This is a genomic window from Bradyrhizobium sp. CCBAU 53415, from assembly GCF_028128735.1.
Taxonomy (GTDB): Bacteria; Pseudomonadota; Alphaproteobacteria; order Rhizobiales; family Xanthobacteraceae; genus Bradyrhizobium.
The window spans coordinates 1-19,109 of sequence record NZ_LBJF01000019.1 but is presented as its reverse complement, the minus strand read 5'-3'; the positions used below and the strand labels follow the sequence as shown (position 1 = coordinate 19,109).

Genomic DNA, 19,109 nt, shown 5'->3' with positions numbered 1-19,109 from the left:
CTCGAGAGGAGAGATCCATGACGCAATTGTCCTACGAGAAGGAAATCACCGCTCTGCTGGTGGTCGATCCCTACAATGACTTCATCTCTGAGGGGGGCAAGATCTGGCCCCGTATCAAGGCCGTGGCCGAAAGGAACGACTGCGTTCCGCACATGATCCAGGTGCTGCATGCGGCCCGCGACGCCAGCGTCCGTGTCTTTTATGCCATGCACCACCGCTACCGGCCCGGCGATTATGCCTCCTGGAGATACGTTGCGCCAATTCAAAGGAGAGCCTGGAACAACAGGAGCTTCGAATTCGGCACCTGGGGTGGAGAGTTTCGCGCAGAGTTCGTCCCGGCGCCCGGCGAGATCGTGGCAAGCGAGCACTGGTGTTCCAGCGGCTTCAGCAACACCGACCTCGACCTGCAGCTCAAGCGGCATGGCATCCAACGCTTGATCGTCATAGGGCTGGTCGCTCACACCTGTATAGAGGCGACCGTGCGCTTCGCTGCCGAGCTCGGATACGACGTGACGGTCGTCAAGGACGCAGTTGCCGATTATTCCGACGACATGATGCGGGCCGCGCTGGAGATCAACATCCCGAACTACGCCAGCGCGATCGTAACCACGCAGGAAATCGTCGAGGCGTTGTCGGCAATGAATTCCGCAGCGTCAGCCGCGTGACCTTCCCGTCGCGCGCCCCCCCGTTCTGAATCGTCTTTCCTGACTGGAAGCGAGAAACTCAATGGCTCGACAGATTACCATCGACAAGCTGTCTTCCGGCCTCTGGACGGCGACCTTCAATAACCCGCCCATCAATCTGATAGATCCCGACACGATCGGCGAATTGCAGGACCTGCTTGCACAGCTCGAAAGCGATGCAGAGATAAAGGTCGTGGTGTTCCGAAGCGCGGACCCGGATTTCTTCCTGGCGCATTGGGATGTGCTCGCGGACAAGCGGACAGTCGCCGCCATGCCGCCGGGTCCCACGGGCATGCATCCATGGATCGATCTGCTCGTTCGGCTGTCACGTGCACCGGTTGCCTCCATCGCGGAGATTCGCGGGCGCGCCCGCGGGGCCGGAAGCGAATTCGTGCTGGCCTGCGACATGCGCTTCGCCAGCCGCGAGCGTGCAATTCTCGGGCAATTCGAAGTGGGCCTCGGTGCGGTGCCGGGCGGCAATCCCATGGCGAGGTTGGCCGGCCTGATGGGGCGGGGGCGTGGGCTGGAGGTGATCTTGGGCGCGGACGACTTCTCGGCGGAGCTTGCCGAACGCTATGGTTATGTCAACAGAGCCTTGCCGGACGAGGAGCTCTCTACCTTTGTTGAATCCTTTGCGCGTCGTCTCGCCTCGTTCGAGAAGCACGCGATCGTAGGTGCCAAGGCCTTGATGGATCAGGTCACTTTGCCGGCCGATGCGGTCTTCCCTCCTTCGTTATCGGCGTTCTTTGCGTCAGTGGCTCACCCTGGCACCCGGAAACGAGCGGCATCTCTCCTCGAGCGAGGACTGCAGCGCCGATCCGAAACCGAGATGCGGCTCGGCCAAGCGGTTGCTGAAGCGAACTCCTCGGAACGTGATTGATCTTCCCGATCGATCGACCGAGGACAGCTGGCCTTGCCATGCGCGGCACTGCCTTTTTCGATTTCGACGGGCGGTCGTATGGGCTCGTTGGTGCCGTTCGGTCGAACGCCGACAGGAAGCAGCGTGAGCGTGCGACATCGGCGCTGATTGAGCTCGAGATAGGTAGCTCAAGCCGGCAGTCGATGCGCGCGGATCCGTTGTGTTTCGGTCCGGCCCTGCCTATACTTTGGCTCACCGAAATCGCAGTCGAGGTTACGCAGTGCCGCGCGCTCGCCGTATCCTTGGCGACAAGGCGCGCACCCGGAATGAACTCTCCCAAGAGCAGCACACAGCCGGAAGGAGCGACCGGCTCCCCTCACAGCAACACCGGGGCAGGTAGGGATTTCGATCAGGTCACGTTCGGCCCCTTTTCTCTTCGATCACGAATCCTCGAAAAGGACGGGTTGCCAGTCAAGCTTGGCAGCCGGGCAACTGACATCCTGCGCCTGCTCGTGGATCGCGCCGGCGAAGTCGTGCCGAAGAGTGACATCCTCGCATATGTGTGGGCTGGCCTCGCGGTAGAAGAGATCAGCCTGCGCGTGCACGTTGCCGAACTCCGGAAAGCCCTGGGCGATGGGAAGGAGGGAGCCCGCTATATCACCAATATTCCGAGCCGAGGGTATTGCTTCGTCGCGCCCGTGCGACGGGTCGAACGCAGTTCGCCGCCGGCGGAGATCCCGCAGATCCAGGCCGGGGCGATAGACCCGCCGTCCGCACTTCCATATCGCCTCGACCGAATGGTCGGACGAGAGGACGTTCTGGCCGAGCTCTCGGCACGTCTGCTGAGCGAGCGCTTCGTCACTCTGAGGGGACCGGGCGGCATTGGAAAGACAACCGTTGCCATCGCGATCGCACATAAGATGTGGGAGGAGTTCGAGAGCAAAGTCCACTTTCTCGATCTTGGTCCTCTGAAGGATGGAACGCTCGTTGCCACCACGGTGGCCGCCGCTCTTGGCCTCGTCGTTCATCACGCCGATCCAACCGAAAGCATCATCAACTTTCTTCGCAGACGTCGCCTGCTTCTCGTGCTTGATAGCTGCGAACATGTGATTGAAGATGTCGCACGTCTGGCAGAGACGATTCACCGCGAGGCATCCGGCATCACCATTCTTGCGACCAGTCGCGAGTCGCTATTGGTGCAGGGAGAGCACATTTACGAACTCGTTCCGCTACCAAGCCCCCCGCAGGGCGCTCGGCTCAACGCCGGTGAGGTGCTGAGCTATCCGGCCGCGCGTCTTTTCGCCGAACGTGCCGCTGCTGCCGGCCACCGCTTGGATATCACCGATCAGGATGCGGAGGTTCTTGCCGATATTTGCAGCAAGCTTGACGGCATTGCGCTGGCGATCGAACTCGCTGCCGCACGCGTTGGCGTTTACGGCTTGCGAGAGATAGCAACATTGCTCGATGGCCGGCTCAAGCTCGAATGGCGAGGCCGACGGACGGCGCCGCCGCGACAACAGACGCTCGGCGCCACGCTTGACTGGAGTTTCGGTCTGATTGGCGAGGCCGAGAGGCTGGTCCTTCAGCGTCTCGCAATCTTTGCCGGGCCCTTCACGTTGCAGGACGCGATTGCCGTCGTGGTGGAAGAGGGGGAGCCTGTCGACGGCGCTGTCGACGCACTGGAGCAACTCGTAGCCAAGTCCCTGTTGTCGACGCAGCCGAGCCGCTTGTCGCGAATCTTCCGCCTGCTCGACGCCACCCGCGCCTATGCGCTCCAGAAGCTCGGTGAGAGCGGCCAAGTCCAGGACGTCGCGCGGCGTCACGCCGAACACATTCACCGCTCCCTCGAAGCGGGCATGGCCGATTCTGGCTCTGCAGATCGGATGTTGCCTGCGCTTGGCCGCGGCAGCCTGTTGGCAGACGCCCGCGCCGCGCTTCAATGGAGCTACGCTCACGACGGCGGTGATGAGCTTCGTGTTCCGCTCGCAGGCAGTTGCGCACGTCTGTTCGTCGAGCTCAACCTGCTTAATGAGGCGCGCATCTGGTCTGAGCGCGCGCTTGCCGTTCTCGACGACCGCCACCGCGGAGGCAAGTGGGAGCTGGAGCTTCAAGCCACGCTCGGTCATGCCTTCATGTTCACGGAACGCAATAGCGAGCGAGCCGAGGCCGCACTTCGACGCGGACTCGAGATCGCGGCCGAGATCGGAGACGACGCCAACACATTCAGGCTGTTGGCGCGATTGAACATGTTCTATCGCCGGACAGGCGACTATCGGCATCTGCTGCCGGTGGCACTTGAGGCCGAGCGCGTCGCTCGTCTGATCGGTGATGCGGCGGGCATCGCCGGCGCAAAGGCCCTCATCGGGGTATCCCATCATCTCGTCGGCAACCAGGCCGAGGCGCAGCTTCATTTGGACGAAGGCGTCCGCAACGACGCGGCGCTACGCGGGGCGCAACCCGGCCATTTTGCCTATTCCAGAACACCGCAGATACCGCTTGCTCGCGTGTTGTGGCTGCGCGGCTTTCCCGATCGAGCCGTGGAATGTGCTCGTCCACTGACGGGCGCCGGCGCGCCTCGGGATGTCGTCATGCACTGTATCGCGCTCTGCTGGTCCGCCTCGCTGTACGGGTGGATTGGAGACTGGACCGCGGTCGAGGCGATGGCCGGTCGGCTCGAGGCGCATGCCGGCCTGCATGGGCTCGCGCCCTACCAGGCGGTCGCGGCCGGTTTCCGGGCGCAGACGATGATCGCCGGCGGGGATTTGCGCGGCGGTGTCGAGTTGCTGAGAATCGCACTTCCGCGCCTGCATGCTGATCGCTACGAGCTCTACGCGTCCGCATTCGTTGCGGACCTGTCTTGGGGATTGGCAGAACTCGGGCAACCGTCCGATGGACTTGGAATACTGAACGAAGCGATCGCGCGCATCGAGCTTGCTGGCGGCGCCTTCGACATGCCGGAGCTCTTGCGCGTCCGGGCGGAACTGGAGCTGCGCAATGAGGATCTTCATGCCGCAGAATCAAGTCTCCGGTCGTCGGCTGCGTTGGCTGACCAGCAGGGCGCGCTCTCCTGGCGATTGCGGACTGATATGTCGATGGTGCGTCTGAGGCGCGAGCAGGGAACGCTAAGTCACCTGGAGGAGCTTGCCTCGACTTATGCGAAGTTCTCGGAAGGGTTTGAGACGGCTGATCTGAAGGCCGCTCGGCTCATGCTCGATTCGTCGCTCGTCTGACCGGTTGAGGGTCAGTCGAACCGCAAATCCCAGAGATCGATGGATATCATCAGCGTATCGAGCATCGGGGTCAGGGTCGTCTCGTCACGTAGATAGGTGCGCCGTCTCGTCGGGATCTTGATGCCGTCGACGTCGACGGGGTTGAACACGTACTCGGCGACGGGAAAATTCCCTGCTATTTCGACTCGATAATCATGGCGGCGGATGAGCAGGTCGGGACCGAAGTAGAAGTCCTGCTCGATGCTGTGGCTTGCGATCGCCGGCGAGAAGGTCGCCCGCAGCCCCCGCCACACCTCACTTCCCTCAAGGCATGGCTCGATCTCGTGCACTTCCGAAGCTTTCTCGGAAAGCAGGAACGGCGTAGTGAGGCCGGTCCAGAGGGCGCAGCTTTCGAAGTAAATTCGGTGCAGCGGATCCCAATGCGTCCGCATATCGTGCCGCGCGAATGAGGTGCGCGGGTCCTTTCGCTCAGCGACGACACGTTCGTCGGCGGCAACAATGGCGACCCGCTCGGGGCTGAACTCGCTGTGCTGGCCGTTTCTTCCAAACGGCTCAATGAGAGCCTGCTCACGGTGAAGGTCAATCCGCACGGTTCGCTGCAGATGATCCTGTTCGACGCCTTTCAGGACCCAAACGTCGCCGCCCGCCGCGATTGTGGCGGTGAGGCGCTTGCGGGCATTCCATCGGTTTAGGCCGCCATGAGCCTCGATTGCATTCGCCAGCAGCGCAATCATCCGTCGATTTTCCTTCGTGAGAACTACCCTGACAGGTATGCCCAAATGCGGATGATCGCTCGTTAAGCGTTGTTAAGTGGCGCTGCATAACCGAAGAAAACGCCGTAGAAACCCGGATCTCTCATCCAAGCAGCAGAGGTGCCGTCCAGCCGAACCTCGGATCGGCCAGGCGGTCGCGCTTCGATCAGACGTCGGCGGTAACGTCCATGATGGCAGCGGCAAATGCCTTAGGCGCCTCTTGCGGCAGGTTATGGCCCACGCCTCCCTTGATCGTGCGGTGAGAATACTTGCCTGAGAACATCTTGGCATAGGACGACGGATCGGGATGTGGAGCCCCGTTCGCGTCGCCCTCCATGGTAATGGTCGGGACACCAATGACAGGAGCCCGTGAAAGTAGCGCCTCATAACCATCATACTTTGCTTCGCCTGCGGCAAGGCCGAGACGCCAGCGGTAGTTGTGGATCACGATCGCAACGTGGTCCGGATTATCGAACGCCTCGGCGCTGCGCTCGAAAGTGGCCTCGTCGAAGCGCCACTGCGGGGACGCGAGCTGCCAGATCAGTTTCGAGAACTCCCGACGATACTTCTCGTAGCCTTCGCGACCACGCTCGGTCGCGAAGTAGAACTGATACCACCACTGAAGCTCTGCCTTAGGCGGCAAGGGCATTCTGCCGGCTTGCTGGCTGCCGATGAGATAGCCGCTTACCGAGACCATCGCCTTGCAGCGCTCCGGCCACAGCGCCGCGATGATGTTGGCAGTCCGCGCGCCCCAGTCGAAGCCGGCGATCGTGGCTTTGTCGATTTTGAGCGCTTCCATCACAGCGATGATGTCCGCCGCGATCGCCGATGGCTGCCCGTTCCGCATCGTCCCATCAGACAGGAAGCGCGTGGTGCCATAGCCACGCAAATAGGGCACGATCACGCGGTAGCCCGCGGAGGCGAGAATTGGCGCGACATCGACGAAGCTGTAGATGTCGTACGGCCAGCCGTGCAGCAGGATCACGGCTGGACCGTCGACCGGTCCTGCTTCGGCATAGCCGACGTTGAGCAGGCCGGCATCGACCTGCTTGAGCGACGGGAACGAAGTGTTGCCGCCTGCTTTGACGGCGGCAGCAGGCTTCGCAGGCTTGGCTACGGCTGTGCTTGACGCAAGCTGGGCTGCTGCGAGCATCGTCGCGGCGCCTGCGAAGAAGCGGCGGCGTTCGTGGTCAACATCATCTGACATGAGAGGCTCCTATCGTGGTTCCGTTGTTTTCAGCGCGGCCAGGATTGTGTTGTTCAGCCCTTCTGCCCCTCGAGCCGTGCAAGAAAGTCGCGGACCAAGGTGGCGATTTCGTCGGTCGCCTCATCCAATGCGAAGTGGCCGGCTTCCAGGATGTGGACGTCCGCAGTCGGGACATCGTCGCGATAGGCGCTCGCGCCGGCGACGGTGAAGGAGGGATCGTACTTGCCCCACATCACCAGGATCGGAGGTTGCCTCCTGCGCAGCCAATCCTGCCATTTCGGATAGGCAGCGACATTGGTCCGGTAGTCCAGGAACAACGTCGTCTGAATCTCGGGTTGGCCGGGACGCGTGAGGAAGGCGTATTCATCGCGCCAGGCGTCGGGTTCGTAGCGCTCGGGATGTGGACTTGAGCCGAGGTGACGCTGACGCGTCGCCTCGAGAGAGGTGAAGTTGGCCTTCAGCGCGTCTAGTTCATGTGCGGGATCGGCCCAATATTTGCGACGCGCTTCCCAGAGCTGGCTCAAGCCCTGCTCGTGTGCAACAGCGTTCTGGATAATCATGGCGCGAACACGTTCCGGATGGTCCAGCGCCATGCGGAAGCCTACCGGGCCACCATAGTCCTGCATCAGCAGAACGTAGCTGGTGAGACCGAGCCGGTTCGCGAGCTCGCCGATCACGCCCGCGATGTTGTCGAAGGTGTAGGTGAAGTCGGAGGGCGACGGCGCACTGCTGTTGCCGAAGCCAGGATAGTCGGGCGCGATCAGATGATATCGGTCCGCAAGCAGCGGCAACAACGGTTCCCACATCCGCGACGACGAAGGGAAGCCGTGCAGCAGGAGCACCGTCGGCGCGTCCGGCGGGCCGGCTTCGCGATAGAAAACCTTGAGGCCGCCGATATCGACCGTGTGATAGCTTATCGTACGGCGGCTCGACCGCAGATCGTGGGCCGAAGCCTGCACGGTCGCGCAAGCCAGGGCCGCTGAGAGGGCGAGGGTCGCTGGAATGCTCATGTCATCGCTCCGATGTCGCGAGCGCAATCTGCACCCGAAGCGGCCTGTTAGCTCGTTAAGTATTGTTAGGCGTTGAGAGCGAGACCCGGACCGCAGCTTTTTGCTTTAACGTGAGCAGCTTATGGCGGTGCCGCGGCAACTCGACAGCGCGCTCGACGATCGTAACAGAATTTCGCAACGTCTAACGAGCCAAACCCACGCTGTGCAGCCAGTATGACGCTCACGCCAGTTTCAACCAACGGGGAGGCTATCATGTCCGCCATCCACTCCATTCCGAACGGCAGCACCGTTCGATCTCAGTTCGTCTCTGCCCTTGGGGAGCAATCGCGGGATTGGGAGCTCGTGCTGCAGGAATCCCACCACCGCATGAAGAACACGCTGACACTGCTGGGCGCCTCGGTCCGCCGCGACTTCACCCGAGCCGGCAGTCGGGACGTCTCCGGGGCGGTGGATCGGTTCGAGCGGCGAATCTGTGCCTTTGGCAAGCTCTACCAACTGCTTTCGAACAGCGACGAGCCGTCCGTGTCCGTCGCAACCTTCTTTGAGAACCTCTGCGAAGCACTTTCGGCAGCGGTCCTGGAGCCCGCCGGCGTGCGGTGCGAGGCTTTGGTCGAAGGCGGCGTTCTCCCGGCATCACAATGTCATCGGCTTGCGCTGATGATCACCGAGCTGGTCACGAATGCGGCGAAACACGCCTTCCCGAGCAAGGCGGGAGCCTTGATCCGGATCGAGGTCGTCTGCCGAGATGGCACATGGATCTGCACGGTGGCAGACAACGGCATTGGTGCGACGGATCAGCTCCGGGGCACCGGCAGCCGTATCCTGGAAGGGCTTGCGCGCAGCATTCAGGCCCGCCTGAATGGCGAGGCGGGACAGGGTGGCACTCGGATCACCATCGAGATGCCGACGACCGCCTGAAGATGGACGGCTCTCACGAACGCTGCGCCATAACACTAAGAGCAAATTGGTAGTGCAACAGCGGGTTCGGCTTTCGGCCCGCCTTACATCGGGAGTTCGACATGGCAAAACTTGAAATTGATCGCGAGGCAGAGAAAAGGACCCCGGCATCGCATAGCGCTGATCTGAAGCTCGAAGTCGTCGTAATTCCGGTGTCCGACGTGGACCGCTCCAAGGCGTTCTACGAGCGTCTCGGCTGGCGACTGGATGCCGATTTCGCCTCCGGCGATGGATGGCGCGTGGTCCAGTTCACACCGCCGGGCTCTGCCTGCTCGGTGATCTTCGGCCGCAATGTTACGTCAGCATCGCCGGGCTCGGCACGCGGTTTGTACCTGATCGTATCAGATCTCATTGCCGCAAGGAATGAGCTGATCGAGCGCGGAATTGCTGTCAGCGAGGCTTTTCATGGCGGCGGCGATGTCCATATTGGCGCCGATGACCCCTATCTCTTCGGCAGCGTCCGGATCGGCGGCGTCGATCCGCAGCGCGGCAGCTACAGCTCGTTCGCCTCTTTCAGCGATCCTGACGGCAATGGCTGGTTCCTGCAGGAGGTGACCACGCGGCTGCCCGGGCGCATCGAGCGCGACGGCGCGACATTTGCCTCCATGGCCGACCTGGCTGCCGCGCTGCGTCGTGCGGCGGTAGCGCATGGCGAGCACGAGAAGCGCACTGGCTTGCACGACGAGAACTGGCCCGATTGGTACGCCGAGTACATCGCGCGCGAGCAGGCCGGTCAGTCCCTGTCGTCATAAAGGCAAGAGCATTTTCTGTCCACGGCGCACGACGGCTCGCTGTCGTGCGCCGTTTGGCGTTGGCTCGCCCGAAGCACCATCGCAGCGCGTCTGATTGTGCAGACTCGCAATGGCTAACGAGGCCTAACAACCGATAACTCGCCAAGCAGAGGGGGCTGCGTCAATCTCCATGCACGAAGCAACGACGGCCCGATATCGAGATCGGCCATCGCCACCGACCATAGCAAGGGAGATTCGCAATGACCACGCAGGCACGCGCCGACATCCTCAACCCCGACCGTCGTCAATTGTTGGGCCAGGCCGCGATGGCCGCCGTTGCCGCCGGCGTATCGAGCCTGCTGCCGCTGCATCCGGCGAAGGCGACCACGAGCGAGGCGATCCGCCCGTTCCGCGTCAACGTGCCCGAGGAGGACCTGCTCGATCTGCGCCGCCGCCTGGCAGCAACGCGCTGGCCGGATCGGGAGATCGTCAACGACCAGTCGCAAGGTGTGCCGCTGAGGACCGTGCAGGAGCTCGTGCGCTATTGGCAGAGCGATTACGACTGGCGCAGGATGGAGACGCGGCTAAACGCCCTGCCGCAATTCGTCACCGAGATCGACGGCGTCGACATCCATTTCATTCACGTCCGCTCGCGGCACGAACACGCGCTCCCGATGATCGTCACCCATGGGTGGCCAGGCTCGATCATCGAGCAGATCAAGATTATCGGTCCGCTCACCGATCCAGCCGCGCACGGCGGGCACGCCAGAGACGCGTTCGATCTGGTCATTCCCTCACTGCCCGGTCACGGCTTCTCCGGCAAGCCGACCACGCTCGGCTGGGATCCGCAGCGCATCGCGCGCGCCTGGATCGTGCTGATGAAGCGTCTCGGCTACACTCGCTACGTGGCGCAAGGCGGTGATTGGGGCAATGCGGTCACCGAACAGATGGCGCTGATCGCGCCGCCGGGGCTGCTCGGCATCCACACCAACATGCCAGCCACCGTCCCCGACGATATCGCCAAGGCACTCCAGCCGGGCGGAACGCGACCGGCGAACCTCTCGGCTGAGGAGCGCATCGCCTACGACCAACTCGACGATTTCTACAAGCACGGTCTCGGCTATGCGATCGAGATGTCCAACCGGCCGCAGACGCTTTACGGCTTGGTCGACTCGCCCGCGGGCCTCGCGTCCTGGATGCTCGACCATGATGCGCGCAGCGCCGCGATGATCTCGCGCGTCTTCGAAGGCAAGACGGAAGGCCTGTCGCGGGACGATGTGATCGACAACATCACGCTCTACTGGCTCACCAACACCGCGGTCTCGTCGGCGCGGCTCTATTGGGAGAACAAGCTGGTGTTCTTCGCGCCCAAGCATGTGAAGATCCCGGTCGCGGTCAGCGTTTTCCCAGACGAGATCTATGCCGCGCCGCGCAGCTGGGCCGAGAAAGCCTATCCCAGGCTGATGCATTACAACCGTCTCGACAAGGGCGGTCACTTCGCAGCCTGGGAGCAGCCCGCATTGTTCACCGCGGAGATGCGCACCGCATTCCGCCCGCTGCGCCAGTCGATCTGAAATCGGCCTAGATCAGGAGTGAGACCATGAACCGTCCCGAAAGCATCTTCGCGACCGACGAGATCCGCCTTGAACGCCGGCTGCCGACCTACTGGCGTGTCACCTTCGACATGCCGCCGGTCAATATCTTCGGACCGAAGCACCTTCCGCTGCTCAGCGACATTGTCACCGCGATCGAGACCGATCCGCAAGTGAAGGTGGTGGTGTTCGACAGCGCCGTCGAAGGATTCTTCATCACGCATTACAATTTCCTCGCGCCGCTGGAGGAATCGCTTGCCGTTCCGCCCGGACGGACGGGCCTGCAGTCACTGCCCGACACCTTGGTGCGGCTCAGCCGGGCGCCTGTTGTCTCCATCGCTTCGATCCGCGGCCGAGCGACCGGTGTCGGCAGCGAACTCGCGCTCGCCAGCGACATGCGCTTTGCCAGCCGCGAGAAGGCCATCCTGTCGCAATGGGAGGTCGGCGCCGGCCTCGTTCCGGGCGGAGGACCGATGGCACGATTGCCGCGCCTGATGGGCCGTGGCCGCGCGCTCGAGGTTCTACTGAGCGCGGACGACGTTCATGGGGACCTCGCCGAACGGTATGGCTATGTGAACCGGTCCTTGCCGGATGCCGAGCTCGACGGTTTCGTCGAGGCGCTCGCGATGCGTATCGCCACGTTCGACAAGGACGCCATCGCCGAGACCAAGCGCCTCGTCGATATCGCGAGCCTGCCGGCCGATGTCGAGATCAAGCCCGAGTGGGACGCGTTCCTGGCCGCTCTCGCACGCCCCGCAGCCCAGAGCCGCATTAAGGCGCTCATGGCGCGCGGCTTTCACCGTCCCGGCGACGTCGAGAATCGACTCGGTTTCCACGTCGGCCAGCTGGGCGAATGAATCAACGGCCCGCGCGCGACTGCGAGTCGTGCCGTTCTGCCGGAATACAAGGAGAATCATATGAGCTTCACGATCGATATAAACGGAATCCCTCGCAGCGTCGACGTCGATGGCGACACCCCGTTGCTCTGGTTGTTGCGCGACGTGCTCGGCATGACCGGTACGAAATTCGGCTGCGGCATGGCATTGTGCGGAGCGTGCACCGTCCATCTCGACGGCGCGGCAGTCCGGTCCTGCATCACCACTGTCGATAGCATCGGCGACGGCAAGGTCACCACGATTGAAGCGATCGGCGGGACTTCGGCAGGTGCGAAGATTCAGAGAGCCTGGCTCGAGCACGAAGTGCCGCAATGCGGCTATTGCCAGTCCGGCCAGATCATGTCGGCCTCGGCGCTGCTTGCTGACAAGCCTCATCCGACCGACGCGGATATCGATGATGCCATGAGCGGCAACATCTGCCGCTGTGGGACGTATGTCCGCATTCGCGAGGCGATTAAGCTTGCCGCCGGATCGCAGGTGAAGGAGCGTTGATCATGACATCGGATCGCACGGCGTCTCACGCCACTGTCGCGCTGTCCCGTCGCAGCTTTCTGGTGAAGACGGCCCTCGCCGGCGGCGGTCTGGTGCTGAGCCTGAGCTTGCCGCTTGGCGAGAGCAGAAGCTCCTCCGCCGGGACGTTCGAACCGAACGCCTTCATCCGGATCGGCCGTGACGGTCAGGTGGTCCTGACCATGCCGTATGTCGAAATGGGGCAAGGCACCTACACCTCCATTCCGATGCTGATCGCCGAAGAGCTGGAAGTCGGCCTCGGGCAGGTGCGGCTCGAACATGCGCCGCCTAACGAAAAGCTCTATGCCAACCCGCTGCTGGGTGTGCAGGCCACCGGCAATTCGAACGCGATACGCGGCGCCTGGAAGCCGTTGCGAGAAGCCGGCGCGACCGCGCGGATGATGCTGATCGAAGCAGCCGCGCGGCGCTGGGGCGTCGATGCGAAACGCTGCCGGGCCGAGGCAGGCGAGGTCATCCATACGCCGAGCGGGCGTCGCCTCAAGTACGGTGAGCTCGCCGCCGAGGCTGCGATGATCCCTCCGCCTGCCAGCGTGGTTCTGAAGAATGCGGATGAGTTCAAGCTGATCGGCACGCCGGCCCGGCGGCTCGACGTGTCGGGCAAGGTGAACGGCTCCGCCCTCTATGGAATTGACGCGCGGCCACCCGGGCTGAAGATCGCGACATTGGCTCAATCGCCGGTGTTTGGCGGCAGACTGAAGAAGGTGGATGACAGTGCGGCGATGGCCATCAAAGGCGTGCGCCAGATTGTCCGGCTCGACGATGCCGTTGCCGTGGTCGCGGATCACATGGGCGCAGCCAAGAAGGGTCTGGCGGCACTCAAGATCGAGTGGGAGGACGGGCGCCATGCTGGTCTCAGCACGCAGGACATAGCCCGCGAGCTCGAGGACGCCACTCTGAAGGCCGGTCCGGTTGCGCAAGACATCGGCGACGCTGCGAAAGCGTTGGCCGGCGCCGCGACCCGGGTCCAGGCAAGCTATCACCTGCCATTTCTGGCGCATGCAACGATGGAGCCGATGAACTGCACGGTCCACTTCCGCGGCAATGAGTGCGAGATCTGGGTCGGCACGCAGGCGATCGCAAGAGTCCAGGCGATGGCAGCGAAGGCAGCTGGCCTGCCGCCCGACAAGGTCACGGTTCACAATCATCTGATTGGCGGAGGTTTTGGACGCCGCCTTGAGGCCGATGGCGCGGTACGTGCGGTCGAGATCGCCAAGCAAGTCGATGGTCCCGTGAAGGTCGTGTGGACGCGCGAGGAGGACATCCAACACGACATGTACCGTCCCTATTGGGTTGACCGCATCGAAGCCGGTCTCGACGAGAGCGGTAGACCCGTGGCATGGACCAATCGTTTCGCCGGCTCCTCTGTGATCGCGCGGTGGCTTCCGCCCGCATTCCGGAACGGGCTCGATCCCGATACGACGGAAGGCGCAATCGACCTGGTCTATTCGCTTCCGAACTTCCATGTCGAATATGTTCGCGTCGAACCGCCGGGCATTCCGACGGCTTTCTGGCGCAGCGTCGGTCCCTCGCACAACGTATTCGTCACTGAGAGCTTCGTTGATGAATTGGCGGCGGCGGCCAAGCAGGATGCCGTCGCCTATCGCCGTGCGCTGCTGGACCACAATCCGCGTGCGAAGGCTGTGCTCGAACTCGCGGCGGAAAAGGCGGGATGGGGCACACCATTGCCCCAAGGGCGAGGCCGGGGCGTCGCCCTGCAAAATGTGTTCGGAAGCCACCTCGCGCAGGTTGCGGAGGTCGAGGTGGCCAAGGACGGATCGGTCCGCGTGCACCGCGTGGTGTGCGCCATGGACTGCGGCATCGTGGTCAATCCCGACACGGTGCAGGCACAGATCCAGAGCGGCGTCATGTTCGGCGTCACCGCGGCCCTGTACGGTGAGATCACGCTGAAAAGCGGTCGCGTCGAACAGGCTAATTTCGACACCTATCAGATGCTGCGCATCGATCAGGCGCCTTCCATCGAGGTCTACCTCGTGAAGTCCGCGGAGCCACCCGGCGGAATGGGTGAGGCGGGAACCTCGGGCATCGTCCCGGCCGTGGCGAACGCGGTTTTTGCAGCCACTGGCAGGCGATTGCGCAAAATGCCGATCGACCCCGACGCGCTCAAGACGTGAGTGCCTGATGCACATCTCGGCAAAGGAGACCAAAATGCATCAGCCTGATGAAGACAGGTTCCGAGCCATCCTGCCCGAGGATATCGCGTGGAAGCCGTTTCCAGCCTTTCCGCCGGGCGCGCGGCTGGCCGTCATGGTCGGCCATCCGGCTGAATCTGGTCCCTACGTCGTCCGAGTGAAAGTGCCGGGCGGCACGAAGTTGATGCCGCACAAGCATCCGGAGGATCGGATTTACACGGTGATGTCCGGCGTCTTCTACATAGGACTCGGCGAGACCTTCGACGGTGGCAAGGTTGAGGCCTATCCGCCGGGCACCGTCCTCGTGCTGCCCGGCGATACCTGGCATTTCCATTGGGCAAAGTCCGGCGAATACGTCACGCAGGTGTCCGCGATCGGCCCGCTTGGCCTCGAATATCGCAATAGGCACGATGACCCGCGCCTGCGTGCGGGAGAGAGCCTCGGCACGCAGTCAGGCTAATGCGCGTAAATGCCGGAGGACGGGCGGAGCGGGCCGGGTTTGTGCGGGTCCTTGAAAGTCTCGAAATCGCTCGAGGGCCCGATGGGCCGAACAAGTGGTACACGGCGGTGGTCACAAAATCCGACGGGACTTTTCTGGAATCCTTGTTTTCCGCGGTTTTTCGAGCAACCTGGCCGAGCGGGAAGAGAGTCCCACTCTCGTCGCCGCTTAAAAAGTCAAAAAGCCCTCGCAGCCGAACAGCGCGAAGACAGCGGTCACCCATAGCCCAGCTGTCGCGCACATGGCACATCGAAAGCGAAACGCAGCCGTATTTGGGAAGTGCACTTGCTCGGAGCTATGGTTCGGCATCACAGCACTCGGCCGGTGATCAGAACTGGGCTGCAAGCTCAGTGACGATGAGTGCCTAAGTCCCGCCCGGAGTCGGCTTTGCGTGAACGCTCGGCGCTGATCCACACATCAGACCCGTGCGCTTACGCGCTGGTTAGCTTCGGCAATAGCTGCATCGACATCTTTTATTAGGAAACGGATACCCGGCGTCATGTGGATCATGATCGCGTTTCCAGTACACGTTCGATCGCCGCCCGGGAATACCTCGTACGTGTTCCCGAAGATACCAATTCCGTGCCCAGCCTCCTGAATCTTTACTGACGTATCCCAGCACGAATATGTGCGCGGCTTACCCATTTATCTTTCCCTTATGGCTTGATTCCCGATCAGAATGGCTCGTCGAGAAGCGGCGGGCAAACCGCGGAGGGAAGCTAAGCCCTCAAGGTGCGTCAATCGGGAGTTGTCCCCGGAAAAATTTTAGATGAGTACGACGAAAGCACGCGGCCTGCTTCCGATGGAGGCGACACCCTTGATGCGTGCAGGCCCCGGAATAGGCATCGCGCCGGGCAGGGGTCAATGGAACATCTCGCCTGGGACGCCTTCGGACGCCTCGAAATCGCTCGAGAATTGACGGCCCGCCGGGCCGAAGCGGCGGTACGCGACCGTGGTCACGAAATCCGACTTGGCTTTTTGGGAATCCTGTTCCGAGGGTTTTCGCGCAATCGGGGCCTAAGAGGAAGAGAGTACCGCTCGGCCTGATCGACCGCCTCCGGATCGCTCTCGTCCAAGGCCGCCCTGAGGCCGACGGCCGCGAAGCCGACCGGCGGGTTGGCCAGGTGCGCGTCGCGGACCCTTACATGGGCGACGCCCCGCAGCGCGTGCAGATCTTGATGTGTCAGCGGCGTGGGTTTGACCCGAGCAGCGGGATTCGAACTCCCGGCGCCGAGGCGAGCCCACTCCGATTCAAGCGCAGCGCTAGCGGCGGTGCAGCGGGTCACGGCGGTGCGCCGGTCCGTGGTCTCAAGCGACCGCCAGACCTCCTTCCGGCCAACCAGGTGGCGGTAGCGGAGGGGGACCTTCTTCCGGATCCAGTAGAATTGCGAGGTCGGGCGTTTGACTGGCGTCGGCATCTTGATCGAGGGCATGGTGGAGCATCCCGGTGTAGCACCGGCGGCTCAAGAGGCCCTTGGATTGAAGGATAAACTTGAAACTAAGTGGTCCAGCAGCCCCGCAGGGGCGAGTCCCACTCTCTCCGCCGCTAGGCATTCCGCGGACTTGCACATTCGTTGGCCGGACGTGGCGCGCGGTGGTCTCGGGACTCGGGTCTCGAGTCCTTAGTCGCTGGGCCGTCAGGCGGCCGTGCGGCGAGCCGCCCTTTCGGCTTTGTCCGCAGCGATCTGCTGCGGCGAGCGCCGCGTCCGCTTGAGAGGCGCCGGCGGCCGATTCAAGGCTGGGACCTTGAACCTCGGGAAGAGGGCCAACTCCTTCGCAAGCACAGGCACCTTTCGCTTGCCGTATCGCGCCCCGGTCCCGCTCTTGCTTTCGTGACCGCACATGTAGTCGCACAACTCCGGCTTCATCTTCGTCCCGCGCACGATCTCGCGCCAGAGGTGGCGCCAGCCGTGGTTGGGCTGCACGTCGGTGATCTTGAGCGTATCGCGCACCCATTCTCCCAGCCGCTCGGCGACCTTGTGCCATTGCGGATTGGCTCCCTTTCCGCCGCGGGCGCGGACAGGATCGTAGAACAGCGGCTTGCCGAGCTTGCGGCGTGCTTCGACGTAGACCATGAACTTCTGGTCGAGCAGATGCTTGTGGACCGGCACGCGGCGCAGCCGCTTACCTTTCGTGATCTCGGGTCTCAGCACGAAGCACCAATGACCAAGAATCTGCTGGACGTCGGACGGCAAAAGCGAAGTGATCTCGTTCACGCGGGCGCCGGTGTAGGCGCAGATCCAGGGGACCCAACGTCTGGCCGCCCTCATCTCGGCGGAGGTCAGGTGCGATGGCGTGGCGACGGTCGCCGACAGGATCGTGAGCGCCTGCTCCGGATCGAATCCTCGCTCGTCGTCTTCCTTCCAGGCCTTGACACCCTCCACCTTGATCCCGGCGAAGGGATTGATCTCGAGCCGCAGCGCGTTGAGCATGTGGGTGGCCACCGACCGCGGCGCCGCAAGCCAGACGTCGCGGACGGCCTTGGGAGCGATGCCCTGGGAGATCATGTAGTCGCGCCAGCGGACCGCGTCCTGCGGCGTCACCCGCGCGAGGTCCCGGTGCTTGATCCATTCGATGAAGCGTTCGATGACGGGCCGCCAGCGCTTGGCCGTAGGCCCGTCGAGGCCGCCCTTGATCCGAGGCTGGCTGCAGTAGAGCTCGAAGGCCTCCATGATGTCGACCTTGGGCTTCGTCCTAGTCTTGGGCAGTTCGCCGAGTTTTGTGTTCTCCTTGTAGTCGCCCTTCGATGCGCGGAAGACGTCGCCGTAGGCGCCCTTCCTCGCTTCGGCGAGAAGGGGCTTCAGCTTTTCGACCTGAGCCTCGGCCGGCGACCCTCCGAGTTCACGGATCAGGACCTCGCGCGCCCAGCGATCCAGAGCCTCTTCGGCTCCCGGATCATCGTCGTTTTCCGTGAGGGCGAGCCACCTCAGGGCGCCGAATCCCGTGCCGGGCTCGGCGATGTGGGCATCGCGGATCCGGACGTGGGTCTCGCGCTGGATCGCGAACAGGTCCTGATGCGCCAAACCCGCCTTGGGGGCCTTCGGTCCCCGCTTCGCCTCCAGCGCCAGAAGTTCCCATTCGCGCTCCAGCTCGACGGAGGCGACCGCGATCCTGGCGTTGGCGGTCCGCCGGTCGGTAGTCTTCAGCGACTTCCAGACCTCCCCCCGGCCGACCAGGGCCCGGTAACGCGCCGGTACTTTCTTCCGGATCCAGTAGACGTTCTGCTCGCGGCCGTTCGCCTTTTTGGGCCGGAAGGGGGTGGGCATTTTCGTCGTTCCCATTGGTGGAGACCCTCGGTGTAGAACCGACGGCTCAAGGAACGCCCAAAAACACACATAAACTTGTATTTACCGGGTGTTTTCGCACACGTGGGGGAGAGTCCCTCCCTCTCCGCCATTCTCTCGAGTGTCCAGCCCGGACACATGGGTAACAGAACGTATCTGAGACATGGGTGACAACCTCGTGCCGAACGGGTTGTCGAGGTTTGCAGGTCAGTCCACGCCTTCATGGCGCCGGACCATTATTGCTCGGCACGCACATTCGCCGTCAACCCCGCGCGCCAAGGGGCGCGCCCCCTGCGGGGCTTCGAGGGTTGACGGCTCAGCGCGGCCAAGCAAGGGGCTGCCATGCCAAGAATGAGCAAGAGTGCCGATCTCAGTCAGAGAGAGGATGTCGTACCGGAGACATCGGTGACAGGCCTCGGACCGAACGGGTTGTCGAGGGGTTGCAAGGTCTTTTGCTCCAGGTCGAAGTATCCCAGGTCGTAGTGCATGAAGCTGACGAGCCAAATGCCGTCGTCGACTTCCTTGATGCCGAGCTTCTGTCCGGCCAGCACGATGGAGATGTTGATTTTCTTTCGATGCAGGCAAAGGCGGCCGCAGGATGTGATGACGACGTCGCGATCGTGGAAGGGATAGGACAGTTCGGGCAGGCCATCGTAGTGGCGCGCTGACGCGGTGTAGAGCTCGGCAGGGCACTTCATGTCGAGCGCCTCGTGGGGACGTTCGGTATT

General features: G+C 62.9%; 15 protein-coding genes and 1 pseudogene. 10 read left to right on the top strand and 6 right to left on the bottom strand.

Going from position 1 to position 19,109, the window contains the following annotated elements:
* The first annotated feature begins 17 nt into the window (after positions 1-17).
* The 3 genes from XH87_RS11580 to XH87_RS11570 all read left to right on the top strand — a co-directional run bounded on the left by XH87_RS11580 (position 18) and on the right by XH87_RS11570 (position 4,772).
* Entirely contained in the window at positions 18-665 is a 648-nt protein-coding gene (locus XH87_RS11580; RefSeq protein WP_271587378.1) for an isochorismatase family cysteine hydrolase, read from the top strand.
* 61 nt (positions 666-726) lie between these two features.
* Positions 727-1,563 (top strand): enoyl-CoA hydratase/isomerase family protein, encoded by an 837-nt coding sequence (locus tag XH87_RS11575; RefSeq protein WP_271587377.1) that lies wholly within the window; start codon positions 727-729, stop codon positions 1,561-1,563.
* 38 nt (positions 1,564-1,601) lie between these two features.
* Positions 1,602-4,772, top strand: coding sequence for an ATP-binding protein (locus tag XH87_RS11570; RefSeq protein ID WP_271587376.1), 3,171 nt, complete (start codon positions 1,602-1,604; stop codon positions 4,770-4,772).
* Between the two features lie 11 nt (positions 4,773-4,783).
* On the opposite strand, the gene XH87_RS11565 is transcribed toward XH87_RS11570, so the two are convergent.
* From XH87_RS11565 to XH87_RS11555, 3 genes are all read right to left on the bottom strand, one after another.
* Complete coding sequence (locus XH87_RS11565) at positions 4,784-5,506, bottom strand: hypothetical protein (RefSeq protein ID WP_271523835.1); 723 nt, start codon at positions 5,504-5,506, stop codon at positions 4,784-4,786.
* Between the two features lie 184 nt (positions 5,507-5,690).
* Entirely contained in the window at positions 5,691-6,731 is a 1,041-nt protein-coding gene (locus XH87_RS11560) for an alpha/beta fold hydrolase (RefSeq protein WP_035703294.1), read from the bottom strand.
* 53 nt (positions 6,732-6,784) lie between these two features.
* The gene (locus XH87_RS11555; RefSeq protein WP_271587375.1) at positions 6,785-7,741 is read right to left on the bottom strand and encodes an alpha/beta fold hydrolase; all 957 of its coding nucleotides are present in this window, start codon (positions 7,739-7,741) and stop codon (positions 6,785-6,787) included.
* A 252-nt stretch (positions 7,742-7,993) separates the two neighbouring features.
* Here XH87_RS11555 and XH87_RS11550 point away from each other — a divergent pair, with 252 nt between their 5' ends.
* The 7 genes from XH87_RS11550 (at position 7,994) to XH87_RS11520 (ending at position 15,058) form a co-directional block, all read left to right on the top strand.
* Complete coding sequence (locus tag XH87_RS11550; RefSeq protein WP_271587374.1) at positions 7,994-8,659, top strand: sensor histidine kinase; 666 nt, start codon at positions 7,994-7,996, stop codon at positions 8,657-8,659.
* A gap of 101 nt (positions 8,660-8,760) precedes the next feature.
* Positions 8,761-9,450, top strand: a complete 690-nt coding sequence (locus tag XH87_RS11545) for a VOC family protein (RefSeq protein ID WP_035703298.1) — start codon at positions 8,761-8,763, stop codon at positions 9,448-9,450.
* Positions 9,451-9,689: 239 nt separating this feature from the next.
* Positions 9,690-11,003: an epoxide hydrolase family protein gene (locus tag XH87_RS11540; RefSeq protein ID WP_271587373.1), complete on the top strand. Its 1,314-nt coding sequence runs from the start codon at positions 9,690-9,692 to the stop codon at positions 11,001-11,003.
* A 26-nt stretch (positions 11,004-11,029) separates the two neighbouring features.
* The gene (locus XH87_RS11535; RefSeq protein WP_271523842.1) at positions 11,030-11,878 is read left to right on the top strand and encodes an enoyl-CoA hydratase/isomerase family protein; all 849 of its coding nucleotides are present in this window, start codon (positions 11,030-11,032) and stop codon (positions 11,876-11,878) included.
* Between the two features lie 60 nt (positions 11,879-11,938).
* The gene (locus tag XH87_RS11530; protein ID WP_271587372.1) at positions 11,939-12,409 is read left to right on the top strand and encodes a (2Fe-2S)-binding protein; all 471 of its coding nucleotides are present in this window, start codon (positions 11,939-11,941) and stop codon (positions 12,407-12,409) included.
* A gap of 2 nt (positions 12,410-12,411) precedes the next feature.
* Positions 12,412-14,580 carry a xanthine dehydrogenase family protein molybdopterin-binding subunit gene (locus XH87_RS11525; protein WP_271523844.1) on the top strand — a complete coding sequence of 723 codons (2,169 nt, stop codon included), beginning with the start codon at positions 12,412-12,414 and terminating at the stop codon, positions 14,578-14,580.
* A 34-nt stretch (positions 14,581-14,614) separates the two neighbouring features.
* Positions 14,615-15,058 (top strand): cupin domain-containing protein, encoded by a 444-nt coding sequence (locus XH87_RS11520; RefSeq protein ID WP_271523846.1) that lies wholly within the window; start codon positions 14,615-14,617, stop codon positions 15,056-15,058.
* Positions 15,059-16,053: 995 nt separating this feature from the next.
* Here the strand turns inward: XH87_RS11520 and XH87_RS11515 are convergent.
* From XH87_RS11515 to XH87_RS11505, 3 genes and pseudogenes are all read right to left on the bottom strand, one after another.
* Entirely contained in the window at positions 16,054-16,530 is a 477-nt protein-coding gene (locus tag XH87_RS11515) for a DUF6538 domain-containing protein (RefSeq protein ID WP_271587371.1), read from the bottom strand.
* Positions 16,531-16,734: 204 nt separating this feature from the next.
* The gene (locus XH87_RS11510; RefSeq protein WP_271587370.1) at positions 16,735-18,363 is read right to left on the bottom strand and encodes a DUF6538 domain-containing protein; all 1,629 of its coding nucleotides are present in this window, start codon (positions 18,361-18,363) and stop codon (positions 16,735-16,737) included.
* A gap of 392 nt (positions 18,364-18,755) precedes the next feature.
* A pseudogene (locus tag XH87_RS11505) lies at positions 18,756-19,109 on the bottom strand (IS481 family transposase); the annotation flags it as partial.